The sequence below is a fragment of the Flavobacterium davisii genome (assembly GCF_019565505.1).
Taxonomy (GTDB): domain Bacteria; phylum Bacteroidota; class Bacteroidia; order Flavobacteriales; family Flavobacteriaceae; genus Flavobacterium; species Flavobacterium davisii.
Genome location: NZ_CP067378.1, coordinates 668,657 through 687,669, shown reverse-complemented (window position 1 = coordinate 687,669; position 19,013 = coordinate 668,657). Strand labels below are relative to the sequence as shown.

The following is a 19,013-nucleotide window of genomic DNA, read 5'->3' as shown; positions in this document are numbered from 1 at the left end:
CCGAATTAGACTTCGTCATGAAGAGGAAAAGGAAGGAAAATAGAAAGGAACGGAAATTTTTCTCGCAGATGTGGACGACAAAAGCCGTAATTTACCCCCTTGTTTCTTACTTCTACCAAAGGGAACGTCACATTTCAATATTATGTTATTTCTCCTGTTGTATAAATGACAAGATTGCCAACTTTTAAAAGAATCTAATGAATACCAAAAAGGGTACTTTTTTAAATTCAAAAGTTTTTTTCATTTGTAGCAAATTTTTAATGCAAAATCTGAGGTTAATGTTTTTAACCCCAGATTTCATATTTTACTTCGTTTTGAAACAAAAAAATCAATAAATTCAAGTACTGACCGAAAATTTTAGAAGAAGAAAAAGGAAGCTTTTTGATGATTAAATTTTGAAGACATGTTTGAATTTGAAGAAAAATAAGTAGAATAAGCTTCGCTAATTGGAGTCTAATCCGTATTTGAGTTAAATAATCATAAACTCTCTTTTGTATTTGTTTTTGTTAAAATATTAAACCTTATAAAAATAGTTAAAGAGTATAAATAAGACTTTTTTAAACAAAAAAGTCTAAATATTTAATTTTTGGCATTATATTTGCTGTTTCTATGCGGGATTTATTTATAATAAATCCAAATAATAATTTATATAAAAATAATGTTATGAGAAAAACGATTTTACTCCTTTCAGTTAGCCTGTTATTATCTTGTAGTAAAGATAAAGAACTCACAGATTTAAAACTTGATAATGATGTAAAGAATAATGTTGATGTAGCCCCTTTAGTAGATCCAACAGAAAATGAATTAAGAAAATATTTTGATATAGAAATCACCCAAGATATTGATAAAGCAGCTAATAATATATCAACTATAAGAGAAACAAAGAAAATAGAATCGAAAGAATTATCAATAGAAGAAGCAATAATAGAAACAAAAGATGTAGATAAAGGTATAATTACAGTAAAAGTTTCTGGGAAATTTGGTAAGAAAAACTTCTCAAAAAAGCAATATACATTTTTTGATTTTGCTCAAAAACCATATGATTCATATATGGTAAATAGAGCTTACATGAGATGGAAACCTCAATTCAAAGATAATCCAGCGCAACTAACAGATATAGATTTTGATACTTTTTATAGATTAAAAAAAACAGATCTATTAACAATAGAAGAACTTAGTAAATGGGTTGATCTATATTCAAGTAATCCTAACGCTAATATTTATAAATATACTGCTGAGGACCTTAAAAATACTAAAATTATAGAAGCACTTTATACAGACGAAGCATTTAATTTTAGAATAAAATATAAAAATGAAACAAGTAAATACATCTCTTTGCACTTTAATAAAAATGAATATTACAAAAAGAAAGTAGTTTTAGATAAAGAAGAAATAAAAAAATATTATGTGCAAGGAGTTCATCAAGAATTTAGTGGCTTTTTTGGAAATTTAGTTAAGATATCCGATGATTTTAATTTAGAATTAATGTATGATAATGCAAATTTAAATAAAAGTGAAAACAGTATATCATGCCACTTTTCTCTATCTACAAAAAAAGACGAAAAATTAGCCGAATTTGAATATCTATTTACAGGATTTAAGCCATTGTCTGACCTATCTAAAGAATTAGTTATTAAAACAACAAATGAGTTAGATCAATATATGCAACGTTCTCTATTAAAAACGCCAGATGGTGACGTTATTGAAAAAGTGAAAAGATCATTACAGCATTGGATTAAAATGACCCAAATTGGCGTGATAAGAAAAGATGATATGATTAATACAATAGGAGAAAATTCAATTATTCGTTTACCAAATAATCAATTAGCCTTAAAATTATATCTAAAAAGTATTAGTTTAGGTAATTATTCTGTTGACGCATTAGTACCTTTGAGTAGAAGAGGACTTCATCAAGATATTTTATTAATTAATCCTTATTTTCAAGTAAATTCAGCAGTTAAAAAAGAAGGAAAATTAATTGTAGAAGTAGAATTATATAATGTTAACGAAGAATCTTTAAATAATGTTAAAAGACAAATTGAAATTAGATTATAATATCTCAATATAAACAAGTTGTATTATAACAACTTTATCTGTACAGATAGCGTTTTTAAATTCCTATCTGTACAGAAACAAAATAAATTATGAAAGCTTTAAAGAAACATTAATCCCTTTTAAAAATTCTTTTAACTAGATTGCAAAAATTTTTATAATTTAATAAAAAGAAACATCTATAAAAAAGTTAAAAACTTCTCTATATTGTGTTTAATTAAAAAAAATGATGGTTTTATATTCTAATTACCCATCACTTAAGTTAATCAAATTAAAAAGTATGAAAATAATTGATTTATCTAAAACAATCTACCAAAATCCAAATGATCCTTTCTTTATGAAAGTTAAAATCAAACATAAAATCCATAAAAAATCCAAATGGATCATAAGATTGTTCGGATTACCCTTTAGTTTATTTCCCAAACACTTTACAGGCTGGGCTGATGATATGATTAAACAAATGGGGGTACACGCTACTACTCATTTAGATGCACCCTATCATTATGGTCCTATTTGTGAAGATAAACCAGCAAAAACTATTGAAGAAATACCGCTAGAATGGTGCTATGGAAATGGTGTTATTATAGATATGAAACATAAAAAAGATTTTGAAATAATAACAAAAAATGATATTGAAAACTTTTTAAATAAAGAACAAATAAATATCCAACCAGGAAATATAGTCCTAATAAAAACAGGTCGAGATAAATATATATACGATAAAGATTATTATAAGAAAGGAACCGGTATGTCCGCAGAAGCAACATTATTTTTAATTCAAAAAGGAGTAAAAGTAATGGGTATTGACCAATGGGGATGGGATTTGCCATTACCTTATCAAATAGAACAAGCAAAAAAACAAAAAAGAAATGATATATTTTGGGAAGGACATCTAGTAGGGGTAGAGCATGAATATTGTCACATGGAACAACTGGTTAATTTAGAAGAACTTCCTTATACAGGTTTTAAAATAGCTTGCTTCCCCTTAAAATTAAAAGGAGCTTCTGCAGGGCCCTCTAGAGTAGTTGCCATACTAGAATAAAAAATCACTCACTCAATCAATCAATCTACTTTTTGTAATTATCTATTCAGTATCAAAATATATTGAATAGGTAATTCACACCCATTCCCCACCATTTCTTATTTTTAATACATTTAACAAAAAAACATTATAACTCCTATATCATAAGAGTTATAAACTTAATTAAAAACACATATTTCTTAAATATCAAAAGGAAGAAAAGCAAGTTTTTGTTTAATCCAAAATTCAGGATTAGACTTCGTGATGAAGATGAAAAGCAAATAAAATAAAACTTACGGAAATTTTATCTAACAAACGCAAGTACAAAAGACGTAATTCAACGCGTGGTTTGTTACTTCGATCAAATGGAAAAGTCATATTATCAATATTATATGATTTCTCCTATTGTGTAAATGGTAAGATTGTGAACTTGTAAAACGATCTAATTGACCACAAAAAATGTACTTTTTTAGATTAAAAGTCCTTATTTATTTGCAATAAATTTCTAACGCATAATCTCCATTTTATTTTTTTAAAATGGAGTAGATTTTTAACGCTCAATTAAAGCTAAACCTTCCTTTAGTAAAGAAGCTGTTAATCTGTTTAGATTTCGTTACTTTTTTTAAAAAAAATAACCAATCTTCAAACTTTTCGATTAGCATACTTTAATCAATGATAAAAGAAATATTGATGTAATAACATCAAAAAAAATTACAATTCTATTCTAAATCATTTTAAAAAAAACAATATGGAAATAAGTAAGAAAATGAAAACACTTCTAATTTTAATATTAAGTTGCCCTATTTTTGCTCAAAATATAAAATGTAAAACAGCAGAAATAAATAAGAATCAATTCAATAACCTAAAAATAAAAGCAAAGAAAAAATGGAATGAAGAGATAGATGCAGATGTGATAAAAAATAAAGATTTAGAAAAAGAATTTATTATTCCCGTTGTTTTTCATGTTTTTGATGAAGGATACGTTTACTATCCAGAAACTAAAAAAGCCACTCCAGATGGTTATTATCAACCAGATGAGAAAAAAATTACAATCGAAAAAATAAAAAAAGCATTAGAAAAAGTAAATGAGGATTTTAATGGGCTCAATGATGATTATAATAGCGTTGATCCTGATTTTCAATCCATAAAATCTAAATTAAATATAAAGTTTGAATTAGCTAAAATTGGAAAAAAAGGGAACTATAAACCAGAAGGATGTGTTATCTTTTATAAAAAAAGATGAAAAAGGATTTGGGAATAATAGCAAAAAAACGAAAGACCTAATTCGAAAAAAATATGCTTGGGATAACAATAAATATATTAATGTATATATCCAAAATGATATTTTTGACGATCAAGAAAACAATTCAGGAGTCGCCACCTATCCAGATCAAGAAAAAACAAATGATAATTTTTCCAGAATAGTCTATAGCGGAACCTCTCTTTATGGTAATGTAGATGACGAATTTGCGTCAACACTAACCCATGAATTTGCACATTTTTAGGACTAATACACACTTTTGAAAATGGCTGTGCAGGAACAGACGAAGTAAGTGATACGCCACAAGAAGAATTTGCCGTAGCAAATGATAATTGTAAACCAGTTTTTAATTGCAATAAAGAAAAAGTGAATAACGAAAATTATATGGGATACAATGGATCTTATGGCTGTTATAAAATGTTTACAAAAGGACAAGTAGAACGTATGTATGAAGCATTACACCACTCCAGTAGAAAAGAATTATGGCAACAAAAAAACCTAATTGAAACAGGATTGAAAGAAGAAACCCTTTTGTCTAATAATTCATTTGAAACAGGAAAAATAATAAAAATATATCCCAATCCTTTTAATTCTAAAATTGAAATTATACTAAATGAAAAGATAAAAAATATCAAACTATTTAATATGCTAGGAGAAGAGATGATAATCAATATTCAGTCTCAAAATAAAGACCTAATAGAATTAAAATCATTAGAAAATTTAAAAACAGGCCTGTACATAATAAGGATAACAACCTTCTCAGGAAAAATATTTTCAGAAAAAATAATAAAAAAATAAATAAAAGTTATATTCAAGTGGTTAAATCTTTTATGGTAAAGGCGAAAAACAAAGATTTTTCTTCCAGATTTTAAGTAAGATTACAAAATAAAAAGATCAAATACGAGAAAGGAAGACCATTTTACAATCAAGTTGAGACCACCTCATTTTAATCCAAATTTCGCATTAGACTCCGTTGTGAAAAAAATGAATAAATTCAAGTGATCACGGAAAATTTTAGAAAAATAAATAAAGCACTATTTTGATGATTAAAATTTAAGTACCTACTTGAATTTGAATAAAAATAAAGCAAAATAAAATTCTAATGCGAAATTTAGGTTTAAGGAAATATATAGAATTAAAATAGTATAAAAAAATCTACTCCAAAAAAAACATCCTCTTTTTAAGAGTAGATTTAGATTTTATTTAAAATATGAAAAACTTTCGTTGTTTTCAATTTTTAAAAGACTTTCATAGATTAGTTTTATAACGTTTTCTACATCCTCCCGATGTACCATTTCTACCGTTGTGTGCATATAACGTAATGGTAAAGAAATCAATGCAGATGCCACTCCACCATTACTATAAGCAAAAGCATCCGTATCAGTTCCAGTTACTCTAGAGCTAGCATGTCTTTGAAAAGGAATTTCCTTTTCTATTGCGGTATCAACAATCAATTCCCTTAATTTATTCTGTACAGCAGGAGCATAAGCAATAACAGGACCACGACCCATTTTTAAATCACCTTCAATTTTTTTATCAATCATAGGAGTCGTCGTATCATGACATACATCCGTTACAATTGCAACATTCGGCTTAATAGTCTGTGTAATCATCTCAGCACCACGTAATCCAATCTCTTCCTGTACAGAATTTACTATATACAATCCAAAAGGAAGCTTTTTGTTATTCTCTTTTAGTAAACGAGCTACTTCAGCTATCATAAACCCTCCCATTCTGTTATCTATAGCACGGCAGACAAATTTGTTCTTATTTAAAACCATAAACTCATCAGGGTAGGTAATAACACATCCAACATGTACACCTAATGCCTCAACCTCCTCTTTGCTATTACATCCACAATCTATAAAAATATTATGTAAGGTAGCACTTTCTTCCTTGCCCCTTCCGCGTGTATGAATTGCAGGCCAGCCAAAAACACCTTTAATAATACCATTTTTAGTATGGATATTTACCCTTTTGAAGGAGCAATTTGATGATCAGAACCACCATTACGAATCACATATATCAAACCATCCTCCGTAATATAATTTACATACCAAGATATTTCGTCACTGTGTCCCTCTATGACCACCTTATAAGGAGCGTCCGGATTTATAATTCCGACAGCTGTTCCGTATGTATCCGTAATGAACGTATCCACATAAGGTTTAAGATAATCCATCCAAATCTTTTGCCCTTCACTTTCATATCCCGTAGGAGAAGCATTGTTCAAATAATGCCCTAAAAAGTCTATAGAAAGATCATTTAATATTGTTTCAGTATTCATAAAAAAAATTTTTGCTAAAATAAAAAAATGGAGTAACACTTGTAGAATAAATGTATAATTTTGAGCAAAAATAAAATTCAATGCACAAATATAACACAGCCATAGTATTTCTGTTTTTCTCTGTAATAGCAGTTACAGCTCAAGAAGTAAAAATAGATTCTACAGAAATTGAAAAAAAGTTAGATATAAAAGATACCATAGCACAAGTCTCTTATCAATTAGAAGAAGTCTTAGTAACAAACAGAGCATATAACTTTAAAAGCGAAGAAGAAAGAAAACGCTTCATGATTCTAAAACGACGCGTAATGAGAACCTATCCCTATGCCAAGATTGCAGCAGATAGATTAGTGGCACTTAATAACGGAATGAAACTTTTAAAATCAGAACGCGATAAAAAAAAATATTTCAAATTAGTTGAAAAATTTTTAACAGAAGAATTTGAAGAACAATTAAAAAAATTAAGTAGAAAAGATGGACAAATTTTAGTAAAACTAATACATCGTCAAACAGGAGTTACTACCTATGATCTAATATCTGAATTAAAAAGTGGATGGAAAGCCTTTTGGGCTAACAATACAGCTAGTCTATTTGATATAAATCTAAAAACCAAATATGAACCCGATTTAGTTGCAGAAGATTACCTTATAGAAAGCGTTCTATATCGCTCCTTTATAGATGGGAGATTAGTGTCACAAGAATCTAAATTAGGACATAATTATAGCGAACTTCAAAAAAGTTGGCGTCAAAAAGTAAAAGAATATAAAGAAAGACATCCCGAATTACAAAAATAGATAATAAAAAGAAATAAGGTGATCAAAAGAAATCTCGTACTTTGGGTTAAGAGATGCCAAAACAAAATAAACAGATAAAGAAATCAATCTAAATAATCAGCTATATACTTCTTTTAGTATTAGAACAACTGGTTAGATATTTTAAAATTTACTTTTTGTCACCTGTTTCTTTGTTAATTTTGAAATAAATTAAAACTCTTCAGTTTATAAAAACTTTCAAGAACACAGTCGTTTTAAAATATTTTCCATTCGATTCGTTATCTATTACTTATATCCCTTTGTAAAATCAAACTCCGCCCAAACAAGTAAATAAAATAAAAATCCATTACCTATTTAACGTGAGTTCGACTTAAGAAACTTTTAACTTGCTAATAAACAGTTCTTTCATATTTCTTTGAGGAACTTTGTGTAATACTTTATGTAATAGCTATACGACGAAAAAGACAAAGAAAACATTAACGGAAGCACAAAGATTCTATGTAATATGCTAAAAATCAATGTTTCTTATGTCGAACTTATGTTGTTTAAAAAAATAACAAGACTCGAAAAACAACCAAACAAATTAAAGGACTATAAAATAATACAAAGGGAGTAATAGATAACTATTTGATAAACAGCAATTAAAATAAAAAACTAAAAAAATAAGACAAAACACTAGGAAAAAGAAAAAAACGAGCGTATCTTTGCACCCGCAACAGCGAAGTTCATTAAGTTATTGTTAAGACATTTTTAGAAGCTTACTTCAAAAAAAGTTTTCAAAAAAAGTCTTGCGAATTTAAAAAGAATTTTTACCTTTGCACCCGCTAAGACGCTAAGTCAAAAGCGAAAAATAAGAATAAAAAGTTCATAGACATATTGGATTGACAGCACGTTTTAATAGAGATATTAAAACAATAAAATTTAAGAGAGTAAGAAAACTAGCATTCTTTGTCCACAATATTTAACCTTAGGGTTACAAAAGATATACGATGAAGAGTTTGATCCCGGCTCAGGATGAACGCTAGCGGCAGGCTTAACACATGCAAGTCGAGGGGTAGAAGGAGCTTGCTCCTTTGAGACCGGCGCACGGGTGCGTAACGCGTATGTAATCTACCTTGTACAGGGGGATAGCCCAGAGAAATTTGGATTAATACCCCATAGTATTATGATGTGGCCTCACATTATGATTAAAGTTCCAACGGTACAAGATGAGCATGCGTCCCATTAGCTAGATGGTAAGGTAACGGCTTACCATGGCTACGATGGGTAGGGGTCCTGAGAGGGAGATCCCCCACACTGGTACTGAGACACGGACCAGACTCCTACGGGAGGCAGCAGTGAGGAATATTGGGCAATGGTCGCAAGACTGACCCAGCCATGCCGCGTGCAGGATGACGCATCTATGGTGTGTAAACTGCTTTTGTACAGGAAGAAACACTCCCTTGCGAGGGAGCTTGACGGTACTGTAAGAATAAGGATCGGCTAACTCCGTGCCAGCAGCCGCGGTAATACGGAGGATCCAAGCGTTATCCGGAATCATTGGGTTTAAAGGGTCCGTAGGCGGTTTTATAAGTCAGTGGTGAAATCTGGTCGCTCAACGATCAAACGGCCATTGATACTGTAAGACTTGAATTACTTGGAAGTAACTAGAATATGTAGTGTAGCGGTGAAATGCTTAGAGATTACATGGAATACCAATTGCGAAGGCAGGTTACTACGAGTATATTGACGCTGATGGACGAAAGCGTGGGGAGCGAACAGGATTAGATACCCGGTAGTCCACGCCGTAAACGATGGATACTAGCTGTTTGGGGCAACCTGAGTGGCTAAGCGAAAGTGATAAGTATCCCACACGGGAGTACGCTCGCAAGAGTGAAACTCAAAGGAATTGACGGGGGCCCGCACAAGCGGAGGAGCATGTGGTTTAATTCGATGATACGCGAGGAACCTTACCAAGGCTTAAATGGGAAACGACAGATTTGGAAACAGATCTTTCTTCGGACGTTTTTCAAGGTGCTGCATGGTTGTCGTCAGCTCGTGCCGTGAGGTGTCAGGTTAAGTCCTATAACGAGCGCAACCCCTGTTGTTAGTTGCCATCGAGTAAGGTCGGGAACTCTAACAAGACTGCCGGTGCAAACCGTGAGGAAGGTGGGGATGACGTCAAATCATCACGGCCCTTACGCCTTGGGCTACACACGTGCTACAATGGACGGTACAGAGAGCAGCCACTACGCAAGTAGGCGCGAATCTAAAAAACCGTTCTCAGTTCGGATCGGAGTCTGCAACTCGACTCCGTGAAGCTGGATTCGCTAGTAATCGCAGATCAGCCATGCTGCGGTGAATACGTTCCCGGGCCTTGTACACACCGCCCGTCAAGCCATGGAAGCTGGGGGTACCTGAAGTCGGTGACCGCAAGGAGCTGCCTAGGGTAAAACTGGTAACTAGGGCTAAGTCGTAACAAGGTAGCCGTACCGGAAGGTGCGGCTGGAACACCTCCTTTCTAGAGACAAAAAAAGGATGTGATTTAAAATTAAATTTAAATTAAAATCTTACTCTCGCTGTTAATTCAAAAAAAAGAAAAGGCTTAAAATACAGAGTCTCGTAGCTCAGCTGGTTAGAGTACTACACTGATAATGTAGGGGTCGGCAGTTCGAGTCTGCCCGGGACTACTATTTAAAGTTATAAAAAGGAAATTCTAGAAGCGAATTTTGAATTATAAATTTTAAATGATGAATTTGAAAAATAATTCAAAAAAATAATTCAACATTCAAAATAGACAATGGGGGATTAGCTCAGCTGGCTAGAGCGCCTGCCTTGCACGCAGGAGGTCATCGGTTCGACTCCGATATTCTCCACAACAGCCCCTCCTAACCTTCCCAAAGGGGAGGAACACAGAGCAATCGGCTCTCCCCCTTCGGGGGAGCTGGAGGGGGCTCAAAGTTCATTGACATATTGAGATAAACATACAAACAAGTAGAAAGAACATCTTTAGTGATTAGTAAAAAAGCAATAGGCACTAGTGGCTTATGGCTATTGACTAATGGCTAAAAGAATAAAGAAAACAATAAGCAAAATAAGGGCGTATGGGGAATGCCTAGGCTCTCAGAGGCGAAGAAGGACGTGATAAGCTGCGAAAAGCTGCGGGGATCGGCACATACGAATTGATCCGCAGATATCCCAATGGGGCAACCCACTATGTTGAAGACATAGTATCCGATAGGAGGCGAACCCGCTGAACTGAAACATCTAAGTAGGCGGAGGAGAAGAAAACAAAAGTGATTGCGTAAGTAGTGGCGAGCGAAAGCGCATTAGCCCAAACCGTTGTTGTTACGGCAATAACGGGGTTGTAGGACCACAATATTTCTTGTAAACTGAATTAGAATAACTTTGGAAAGGTTAACCCAAGAGGGTGATAGTCCCGTATAAGTAAAGAATATAAAGAATAGTGTTATCCTGAGTAGGGCGGGGCACGTGAAACCCTGTCTGAATCTGGCGGGACCATCCGCTAAGGCTAAATACTCCTGAGAGACCGATAGTGAACCAGTACCGTGAGGGAAAGGTGAAAAGAACCGTGAATAACGGAGTGAAATAGAACCTGAAACCATACGCCTACAAGCGGTCGGAGCAACGTAAGTTGTGACGGCGTGCCTTTGCATAATGAGCCTACGAGTTACCGTTGCTGGCAAGGTTAAGTGATTAAGTCACGGATCCGTAGCGAAAGCGAGTCTGAATAGGGCGCGATTCAATCTAAGGGATTGAAAGCGTATTTATACGCTTAAGTCAGTAGTGGTAGACGCGAAACCGTGTGATCTACCCATGGACAGGATGAAGCTTTGTTAACCCAAAGTGGAGGTCCGAACCCGTTGACGTTGAAAAGTCTTGGGATGATCTGTGGGTAGGGGTGAAAGGCCAATCAAACTCGGAAATAGCTCGTACTCCCCGAAATGCATTTAGGTGCAGCGCTCAAGTTAAGTTATATAGAGGTAGAGCTACTGATTGGATGCGGGGGCTTCACCGCCTACCAATTCCTGACAAACTCCGAATGCTATATAATATATTGAGCAGTGAGGGCTTGGGTGCTAAGGTCCAAGTCCGAGAGGGAAAGAACCCAGACCATCAGCTAAGGTCCCCAAATGTATGCTAAGTTGAACAAACGCGGTTTGATTGCATCGACAGCTAGGATGTTGGCTTGGAAGCAGCCATTCATTTAAAGAGTGCGTAACAGCTCACTAGTCGAGCGATCGAGCATGGATAATAATCGGGCATAAGTATACTACCGAAGCTATGGATTTGTACTAAGTACAAGTGGTAGGGGAGCATTCTAACATCGCCGAAGGTATCTTGTGAGAGGTGCTGGAGAGGTTAGAAAAGAAAATGTAGGCATAAGTAACGATAAGGGGTGCGAGAAACACCCCCGCCGAAAAACTAAGGTTTCCGCAGCTATGCTAATCAGCTGCGGGTTAGTCGGGTCCTAAGACAAATCCGAAAGGAGTAGTCGATGGCCAACGGGTTAATATTCCCGTACTAGTTATAATTGTGATGGAGTGACGCAGTGGTGAAAGTACCGCGAACTGACGGAATAGTTCGTTAAAGCACTTAGCTAAAGGCCCGGTAGGCAAATCCGCTGGGACTGGTGAAATGCGATAGTACTCGGATTCTTCGGATGAAGGGATAGTGTACCTAAAGGCTGCCAAGAAAACCTTCTAAACATAGATTATAAGTACCCGTACCGTAAACCGACACAGGTAGTTGAGGAGAGTATCCTAAGGCGCTCGAGAGATTCATGGCTAAGGAATTAGGCAAAATAGACCTGTAACTTCGGGAGAAAGGTCGCCAGCGCAAGCTGGCCGCAGTGAAAAGGTCCAGGCGACTGTTTATCAAAAACACAGGGCTCTGCAAAATCGTAAGATGACGTATAGGGCCTGACACCTGCCCGGTGCTGGAAGGTTAAGAGGAGATGTTATCTTCGGAGAAGCATTGAATTGAAGCCCCAGTAAACGGCGGCCGTAACTATAACGGTCCTAAGGTAGCGAAATTCCTTGTCGGGTAAGTTCCGACCTGCACGAATGGTGTAACGATCTGGACACTGTCTCAGCCATGAGCTCGGTGAAATTGTAGTATCGGTGAAGATGCCGATTACCCGCAGTGGGACGAAAAGACCCTGTGCACCTTTACTATAGCTTAGTATTGGTCTTGGATAAGTGATGTGTAGGATAGGTGGGAGACTGTGAAATGGCGTCGCTAGGCGTTGTGGAGTCATTGTTGAAATACCACCCTTTGCTTATCTGAGGTCTAACTCCTAAAAAAGGAGGACATTGCTTGGTGGGTAGTTTGACTGGGGTGGTCGCCTCCAAAAGAGTAACGGAGGCTTCTAAAGGTTCCCTCAGCACGCTTGGTAACCGTGCGTAGAGTGCAATGGCAAAAGGGAGCTTGACTGAGAGACATACAGGTCGATCAGGTACGAAAGTAGAGCATAGTGATCCGGTGGTTCCGCATGGAAGGGCCATCGCTCAAAGGATAAAAGGTACGCCGGGGATAACAGGCTGATCTCCCCCAAGAGCTCACATCGACGGGGGGTTTGGCACCTCGATGTCGGCTCGTCACATCCACGGGGCTGGAGAAGGTCCCAAGGGTTGGGCTGTTCGCCCATTAAAGTGGCACGCGAGCTGGGTTCAGAACGTCGTGAGACAGTTCGGTCTCTATCTACTGTGGGCGTTAGAAATTTGAGTGGATCTGACTCTAGTACGAGAGGACCGAGTTGGACCAACCGCTGGTGTATCTGTTGTTCCGCCAGGAGCACCGCAGAGTAGCTACGTTGGGAAGGGATAAGCGCTGAAAGCATATAAGCGCGAAACCCACCACAAGATGAGATTTCTTTTAAGGGTCGTGGAAGATGACCACGTTGATAGGCTATAGATGTAAAGGCAGTAATGTCAGAGTCAAGTAGTACTAATAACCCGTAAGCTTATTGTAGCCCCACCCAACCTCCCCAAAGGGGAGGAGCCAGGTGGGGCGTAAAATTCTTTCTAAATTGAATATTTATCTCAATATGTTAAAATATTAGCCATTAGGCAAAAGGCATAAGCCAAGAGTTTAATGGAAAAGCACAAACTAGTGGCTTATGGCTATTAGCTAATGCCTTTAAAACCTTAAGGTGGTTATTGCGGCGGGGCTCACCTCTTCCCATTTCGAACAGAGAAGTTAAGCCCGCCAGCGTCGATGGTACTGCATATTGTGGGAGAGTAGATCGCTGCCTTTCTTTATTCCAAAATAGTTGGAATCGACATAAAATTCCCCTGTAGATCAGGGGATTTTTTATCCTCGCAAAGTACAAAAGTTCCTAAATAGATTGAAAACCAAGAATTTTAAAATTTTTGAAAAAAAATAAGAAAACCCTTGGAAATACTAAAAGAAACACTATCTTTGCACCCGCTAAGACGCTAAGTCAAAAGCGAAAATAAGAATAAAAAGTTCATAGACATATTGGATTGACAGCACGTTTTAATAGAGATATTAAAACAATAAAATTTAAGAGAGTAAGAAAACTAGCATTCTTTGTCCATAATATTTAACCTTAGGGTTACAAAAGATATACGATGAAGAGTTTGATCCTCGGCTCAGGATGAACGCTAGCGGCAGGCTTAACACATGCAAGTCGAGGGGTAGAAGGAGCTTGCTCCTTTGAGACCGGCGCACGGGTGCGTAACGCGTATGTAATCTACCTTGTACAGGGGGATAGCCCAGAGAAATTTGGATTAATACCCCATAGTATTATGATGTGGCCTCACATTATGATTAAAGTTCCAACGGTACAAGATGAGCATGCGTCCCATTAGCTAGATGGTAAGGTAACGGCTTACCATGGCTACGATGGGTAGGGGTCCTGAGAGGGAGATCCCCCACACTGGTACTGAGACACGGACCAGACTCCTACGGGAGGCAGCAGTGAGGAATATTGGGCAATGGTCGCAAGACTGACCCAGCCATGCCGCGTGCAGGATGACGCATCTATGGTGTGTAAACTGCTTTTGTACAGGAAGAAACACTCCCTTGCGAGGGAGCTTGACGGTACTGTAAGAATAAGGATCGGCTAACTCCGTGCCAGCAGCCGCGGTAATACGGAGGATCCAAGCGTTATCCGGAATCATTGGGTTTAAAGGGTCCGTAGGCGGTTTTATAAGTCAGTGGTGAAATCTGGTCGCTCAACGATCAAACGGCCATTGATACTGTAAGACTTGAATTACTTGGAAGTAACTAGAATATGTAGTGTAGCGGTGAAATGCTTAGAGATTACATGGAATACCAATTGCGAAGGCAGGTTACTACGAGTATATTGACGCTGATGGACGAAAGCGTGGGGAGCGAACAGGATTAGATACCCCCGGTAGTCCACGCCGTAAACGATGGATACTAGCTGTTTGGAGTAATCTGAGTGGCTAAGCGAAAGTGATAAGTATCCCACCGGGGAGTACGCTCGCAAGAGTGAAACTCAAAGGAATTGACGGGGGCCCGCACAAGCGGAGGAGCATGTGGTTTAATTCGATGATACGCGAGGAACCTTACCAAGGCTTAAATGGGAAACGACAGATTTGGAAACAGATCTTTCTTCGGACGTTTTTCAAGGTGCTGCATGGTTGTCGTCAGCTCGTGCCGTGAGGTGTCAGGTTAAGTCCTATAACGAGCGCAACCCCTGTTGTTAGTTGCCATCGAGTAAGGTCGGGAACTCTAACAAGACTGCCGGTGCAAACCGTGAGGAAGGTGGGGATGACGTCAAATCATCACGGCCCTTACGCCTTGGGCTACACACGTGCTACAATGGACGGTACAGAGAGCAGCCACTACGCAAGTAGGCGCGAATCTAAAAAACCGTTCTCAGTTCGGATCGGAGTCTGCAACTCGACTCCGTGAAGCTGGATTCGCTAGTAATCGCAGATCAGCCATGCTGCGGTGAATACGTTCCCGGGCCTTGTACACACCGCCCGTCAAGCCATGGAAGCTGGGGGTACCTGAAGTCGGTGACCGCAAGGAGCTGCCTAGGGTAAAACTGGTAACTAGGGCTAAGTCGTAACAAGGTAGCCGTACCGGAAGGTGCGGCTGGAACACCTCCTTTCTAGAGACAAAAAAAAGGATGTGATTTAAAATTAAATTTAAATTAAAATCTTACTCTCGCTGTTAATTCAAAAAAAAGAAAAGGCTTAAAATACAGAGTCTCGTAGCTCAGCTGGTTAGAGTACTACACTGATAATGTAGGGGTCGGCAGTTCGAGTCTGCCCGGGACTACTATTTAAAGTTATAAAAAGGAAATTCTAGAAGCGAATTTTGAATTATAAATTTTAAATGATGAATTTGAAAAATAATTCAAAAAAATAATTCAACATTCAAAATAGACAATGGGGGATTAGCTCAGCTGGCTAGAGCGCCTGCCTTGCACGCAGGAGGTCATCGGTTCGACTCCGATATTCTCCACAACAGCCCCTCCTAACCTTCCCAAAGGGGAGGGACACAGAGCAATCGGCTCTCCCCCTTCGGGGGAGCTGGAGGGGGCTCAAAGTTCATTGACATATTGAGATAAACATACAAACAAGTAGAAAGAACATCTTTAGTGATTAGTAAAAAAGCAATAGGCACTAGTGGCTTATGGCTATTGACTAATGGCTAAAAGAATAAAGAAAACAATAAGCAAAATAAGGGCGTATGGGGAATGCCTAGGCTCTCAGAGGCGAAGAAGGACGTGATAAGCTGCGAAAAGCTGCGGGGATCGGCACATACGAATTGATCCGCAGATATCCCAATGGGGCAACCCACTATGTTGAAGACATAGTATCCGATAGGAGGCGAACCCGCTGAACTGAAACATCTAAGTAGGCGGAGGAGAAGAAAACAAAAGTGATTGCGTAAGTAGTGGCGAGCGAAAGCGCATTAGCCCAAACCGTTGTTGTTACGGCAATAACGGGGTTGTAGGACCACAATATTTCTTGTAAACTGAATTAGAATAACTTTGGAAAGGTTAACCCAAGAGGGTGATAGTCCCGTATAAGTAAAGAATATAAAGAATAGTGTTATCCTGAGTAGGGCGGGGCACGTGAAACCCTGTCTGAATCTGGCGGGACCATCCGCTAAGGCTAAATACTCCTGAGAGACCGATAGTGAACCAGTACCGTGAGGGAAAGGTGAAAAGAACCGTGAATAACGGAGTGAAATAGAACCTGAAACCATACGCCTACAAGCGGTCGGAGCAGCATAATCTGTGACGGCGTGCCTTTTGCATAATGAGCCTACGAGTTACCGTTGCTGGCAAGGTTAAGTGATTAAGTCACGGATCCGTAGCGAAAGCGAGTCTGAATAGGGCGCTTAAGTCAGTAGTGGTAGACGCGAAACCGTGTGATCTACCCATGGACAGGATGAAGCTTTGTTAACCCAAAGTGGAGGTCCGAACCCGTTGACGTTGAAAAGTCTTGGGATGATCTGTGGGTAGGGGTGAAAGGCCAATCAAACTCGGAAATAGCTCGTACTCCCCGAAATGCATTTAGGTGCAGCGCTCAAGTTAAGTTATATAGAGGTAGAGCTACTGATTGGATGCGGGGGCTTCACCGCCTACCAATTCCTGACAAACTCCGAATGCTATATAATATATTGAGCAGTGAGGGCTTGGGTGCTAAGGTCCAAGTCCGAGAGGGAAAGAACCCAGACCATCAGCTAAGGTCCCCAAATGTATGCTAAGTTGAACAAACGCGGTTTGATTGCATCGACAGCTAGGATGTTGGCTTGGAAGCAGCCATTCATTTAAAGAGTGCGTAACAGCTCACTAGTCGAGCGATCGAGCATGGATAATAATCGGGCATAAGTATACTACCGAAGCTATGGATTTGTACTAAGTACAAGTGGTAGGGGAGCATTCTAACATCGCCGAAGGTATCTTGTGAGAGGTGCTGGAGAGGTTAGAAAAGAAAATGTAGGCATAAGTAACGATAAGGGGTGCGAGAAACACCCCCGCCGAAAAACTAAGGTTTCCGCAGCTATGCTAATCAGCTGCGGGTTAGTCGGGTCCTAAGGCAAATCCGAAAGGAGTAGTCGATGGCCAACGGGTTAATATTCCCGTACTAGTTATAATTGTGATGGAGTGACGCAGTGGTGAAAGTACCGCGAACTGACGGAATAGTTCGTTAAAGCACTTAGCTAAAGGCCCGGTAGGCAAATCCGCTGGGACTGGTGAAATGCGATAGTACTCGGATTCTTCGGATGAAGGGATAGTGTACCTAAAGGCTGCCAAGAAAACCTTCTAAACATAGATTATAAGTACCCGTACCGTAAACCGACACAGGTAGTTGAGGAGAGTATCCTAAGGCGCTCGAGAGATTCATGGCTAAGGAATTAGGCAAAATAGACCTGTAACTTCGGGAGAAAGGTCGCCAGCGCAAGCTGGCCGCAGTGAAAAGGTCCAGGGCGACTGTTTATCAAAAACACAGGGCTCTGCAAAATCGTAAGATGACGTATAGGGCCTGACACCTGCCCGGTGCTGGAAGGTTAAGAGGAGATGTTATCTTCGGAGAAGCATTGAATTGAAGCCCCAGTAAACGGCGGCCGTAACTATAACGGTCCTAAGGTAGCGAAATTCCTTGTCGGGTAAGTTCCGACCTGCACGAATGGTGTAACGATCTGGACACTGTCTCAGCCATGAGCTCGGTGAAATTGTAGTATCGGTGAAGATGCCGATTACCCGCAGTGGGACGAAAAGACCCTGTGCACCTTTACTATAGCTTAGTATTGGTCTTGGATAAGTGATGTGTAGGATAGGTGGGAGACTGTGAAATGGCGTCGCTAGGCGTTGTGGAGTCATTGTTGAAATACCACCCTTTGCTTATCTGAGGTCTAACTCCTAAAAAAGGAGGACATTGCTTGGTGGGTAGTTTGACTGGGGTGGTCGCCTCCAAAAGAGTAACGGAGGCTTCTAAAGGTTCCCTCAGCACGCTTGGTAACCGTGCGTAGAGTGCAATGGCAAAAGGGAGCTTGACTGAGAGACATACAGGTCGATCAGGTACGAAAGTAGAGCATAGTGATCCGGTGGTTCCGCATGGAAGGGCCATCGCTCAAAGGATAAAAGGTACGCCGGGGATAACAGGCTGATCTCCCCCAAGAGCTCACATCGACGGGGGGTTTGGCACCTCGATGTCGGCTCGTCACATCCTCGGGGCTGGAGAAGGTCCCAAGGGTTGGGCTGTTCGCCCATTAAAGTGGCACGCGAGCTGGGTTCAGAACGTCGTGAGACAGTTCGGTCTCTATCTACTGTGGGCGTTAGAAATTTGAGTGGATCTGACTCTAGTACGAGAGGACCGAGTTGGACCAACCGCTGGTGTATCTGTTGTTCCGCCAGGAGCACCGCAGAGTAGCTACGTTGGGAAGGGATAAGCGCTGAAAGCATATAAGCGCGAAACCCACCACAAGATGAGATTTCTTTTAAGGGTCGTGGAAGATGACCACGTTGATAGGCTATAGATGTAAAGGCAGTAATGTCAGAGTCAAGTAGTACTAATAACCCGTAAGCTTATTGTAGCCCCACCCAACCTCCCCAAAGGGGAGGAGCCAGGTGGGGCGTAAAATTCTTTCTAAATTGAATATTTATCT

General features: G+C 38.7%; 5 protein-coding genes, 4 tRNA genes, 5 rRNA genes and 2 pseudogenes. 15 read left to right on the top strand and 1 reads right to left on the bottom strand.

The features are described 5' to 3' along the window. Positions 1–663 precede the first annotated feature (663 nt). The 5 genes and pseudogenes from JJC05_RS03415 (at position 664) to JJC05_RS03395 (ending at position 5,132) form a co-directional block, all read left to right on the top strand. Positions 664–2,055 carry a hypothetical protein gene (locus JJC05_RS03415; protein WP_235878212.1) on the top strand — a complete coding sequence of 464 codons (1,392 nt, stop codon included), beginning with the start codon at positions 664–666 and terminating at the stop codon, positions 2,053–2,055. Positions 2,056–2,278: 223 nt separating this feature from the next. Beyond that, complete coding sequence (locus tag JJC05_RS03410; protein ID WP_258929452.1) at positions 2,279–3,094, top strand: cyclase family protein; 816 nt, start codon at positions 2,279–2,281, stop codon at positions 3,092–3,094. A 745-nt stretch (positions 3,095–3,839) separates the two neighbouring features. Next, the gene (locus tag JJC05_RS03405) at positions 3,840–4,316 is read left to right on the top strand and encodes a hypothetical protein (protein WP_235878211.1); all 477 of its coding nucleotides are present in this window, start codon (positions 3,840–3,842) and stop codon (positions 4,314–4,316) included. After that, positions 4,291–4,733, top strand: a pseudogene (locus tag JJC05_RS03400) (M43 family zinc metalloprotease); the annotation flags it as partial. The gene JJC05_RS03405 and the pseudogene JJC05_RS03400, both read left to right, overlap by 26 nt. Further along, positions 4,719–5,132, top strand: a complete 414-nt coding sequence (locus JJC05_RS03395; RefSeq protein WP_374226350.1) for a T9SS type A sorting domain-containing protein — start codon at positions 4,719–4,721, stop codon at positions 5,130–5,132. The pseudogene JJC05_RS03400 and the gene JJC05_RS03395, both read left to right, overlap by 15 nt. 401 nt (positions 5,133–5,533) lie before the next feature. Here the strand turns inward: JJC05_RS03395 and JJC05_RS03390 are convergent. Continuing rightward, positions 5,534–6,621, bottom strand: a pseudogene (locus JJC05_RS03390) (M42 family metallopeptidase). 80 nt (positions 6,622–6,701) lie between these two features. On the opposite strand from JJC05_RS03390, the gene JJC05_RS03385 reads away from it, so the two are divergent. The 10 genes from JJC05_RS03385 (at position 6,702) to JJC05_RS03340 (ending at position 18,941) form a co-directional block, all read left to right on the top strand. Beyond that, on the top strand, positions 6,702–7,412 hold the full coding sequence (locus tag JJC05_RS03385) for a DUF4294 domain-containing protein (RefSeq protein WP_105197034.1): 711 nt from the start codon (positions 6,702–6,704) through the stop codon (positions 7,410–7,412). A 965-nt stretch (positions 7,413–8,377) separates the two neighbouring features. Then, a 16S ribosomal RNA gene (locus JJC05_RS03380) occupies positions 8,378–9,891 on the top strand. 95 nt (positions 9,892–9,986) lie between these two features. Next, positions 9,987–10,060 (top strand) — tRNA-Ile (locus JJC05_RS03375). A 112-nt stretch (positions 10,061–10,172) separates the two neighbouring features. Continuing rightward, positions 10,173–10,246: transfer RNA gene (locus JJC05_RS03370), tRNA-Ala, on the top strand. 207 nt (positions 10,247–10,453) lie between these two features. Then, positions 10,454–13,364, top strand: a 23S ribosomal RNA gene (locus tag JJC05_RS03365). A gap of 177 nt (positions 13,365–13,541) precedes the next feature. Continuing rightward, positions 13,542–13,650, top strand: a 5S ribosomal RNA gene (gene rrf / locus JJC05_RS03360). Between the two features lie 334 nt (positions 13,651–13,984). Beyond that, positions 13,985–15,501, top strand: a 16S ribosomal RNA gene (locus tag JJC05_RS03355). A gap of 96 nt (positions 15,502–15,597) precedes the next feature. Next, positions 15,598–15,671: transfer RNA gene (locus tag JJC05_RS03350), tRNA-Ile, on the top strand. A 112-nt stretch (positions 15,672–15,783) separates the two neighbouring features. After that, positions 15,784–15,857, top strand: a tRNA-Ala gene (locus tag JJC05_RS03345). A 207-nt stretch (positions 15,858–16,064) separates the two neighbouring features. Next, a 23S ribosomal RNA gene (locus tag JJC05_RS03340) occupies positions 16,065–18,941 on the top strand. Together the 16S, 23S and 5S rRNA genes with 4 tRNA genes alongside form the textbook arrangement of a ribosomal RNA operon. Positions 18,942–19,013 lie beyond the last annotated feature (72 nt).

What these genes read in the sequence shown, in the direction of transcription:
- JJC05_RS03385 (WP_105197034.1), top strand. Translation starts at nt 6,702, where the DNA reads ATGCACAAATATAACACAGCCATAGTATTTCTGTTTTTCTCTGTAATA.
- JJC05_RS03405 (WP_235878211.1), top strand. Translation starts at nt 3,840, where the DNA reads ATGAAAACACTTCTAATTTTAATATTAAGTTGCCCTATTTTTGCTCAA.
- JJC05_RS03395 (WP_374226350.1), top strand. Translation starts at nt 4,719, where the DNA reads ATGGGATACAATGGATCTTATGGCTGTTATAAAATGTTTACAAAAGGA.
- JJC05_RS03410 (WP_258929452.1), top strand. Translation starts at nt 2,279, where the DNA reads ATGATGGTTTTATATTCTAATTACCCATCACTTAAGTTAATCAAATTA.
- JJC05_RS03415 (WP_235878212.1), top strand. Translation starts at nt 664, where the DNA reads ATGAGAAAAACGATTTTACTCCTTTCAGTTAGCCTGTTATTATCTTGT.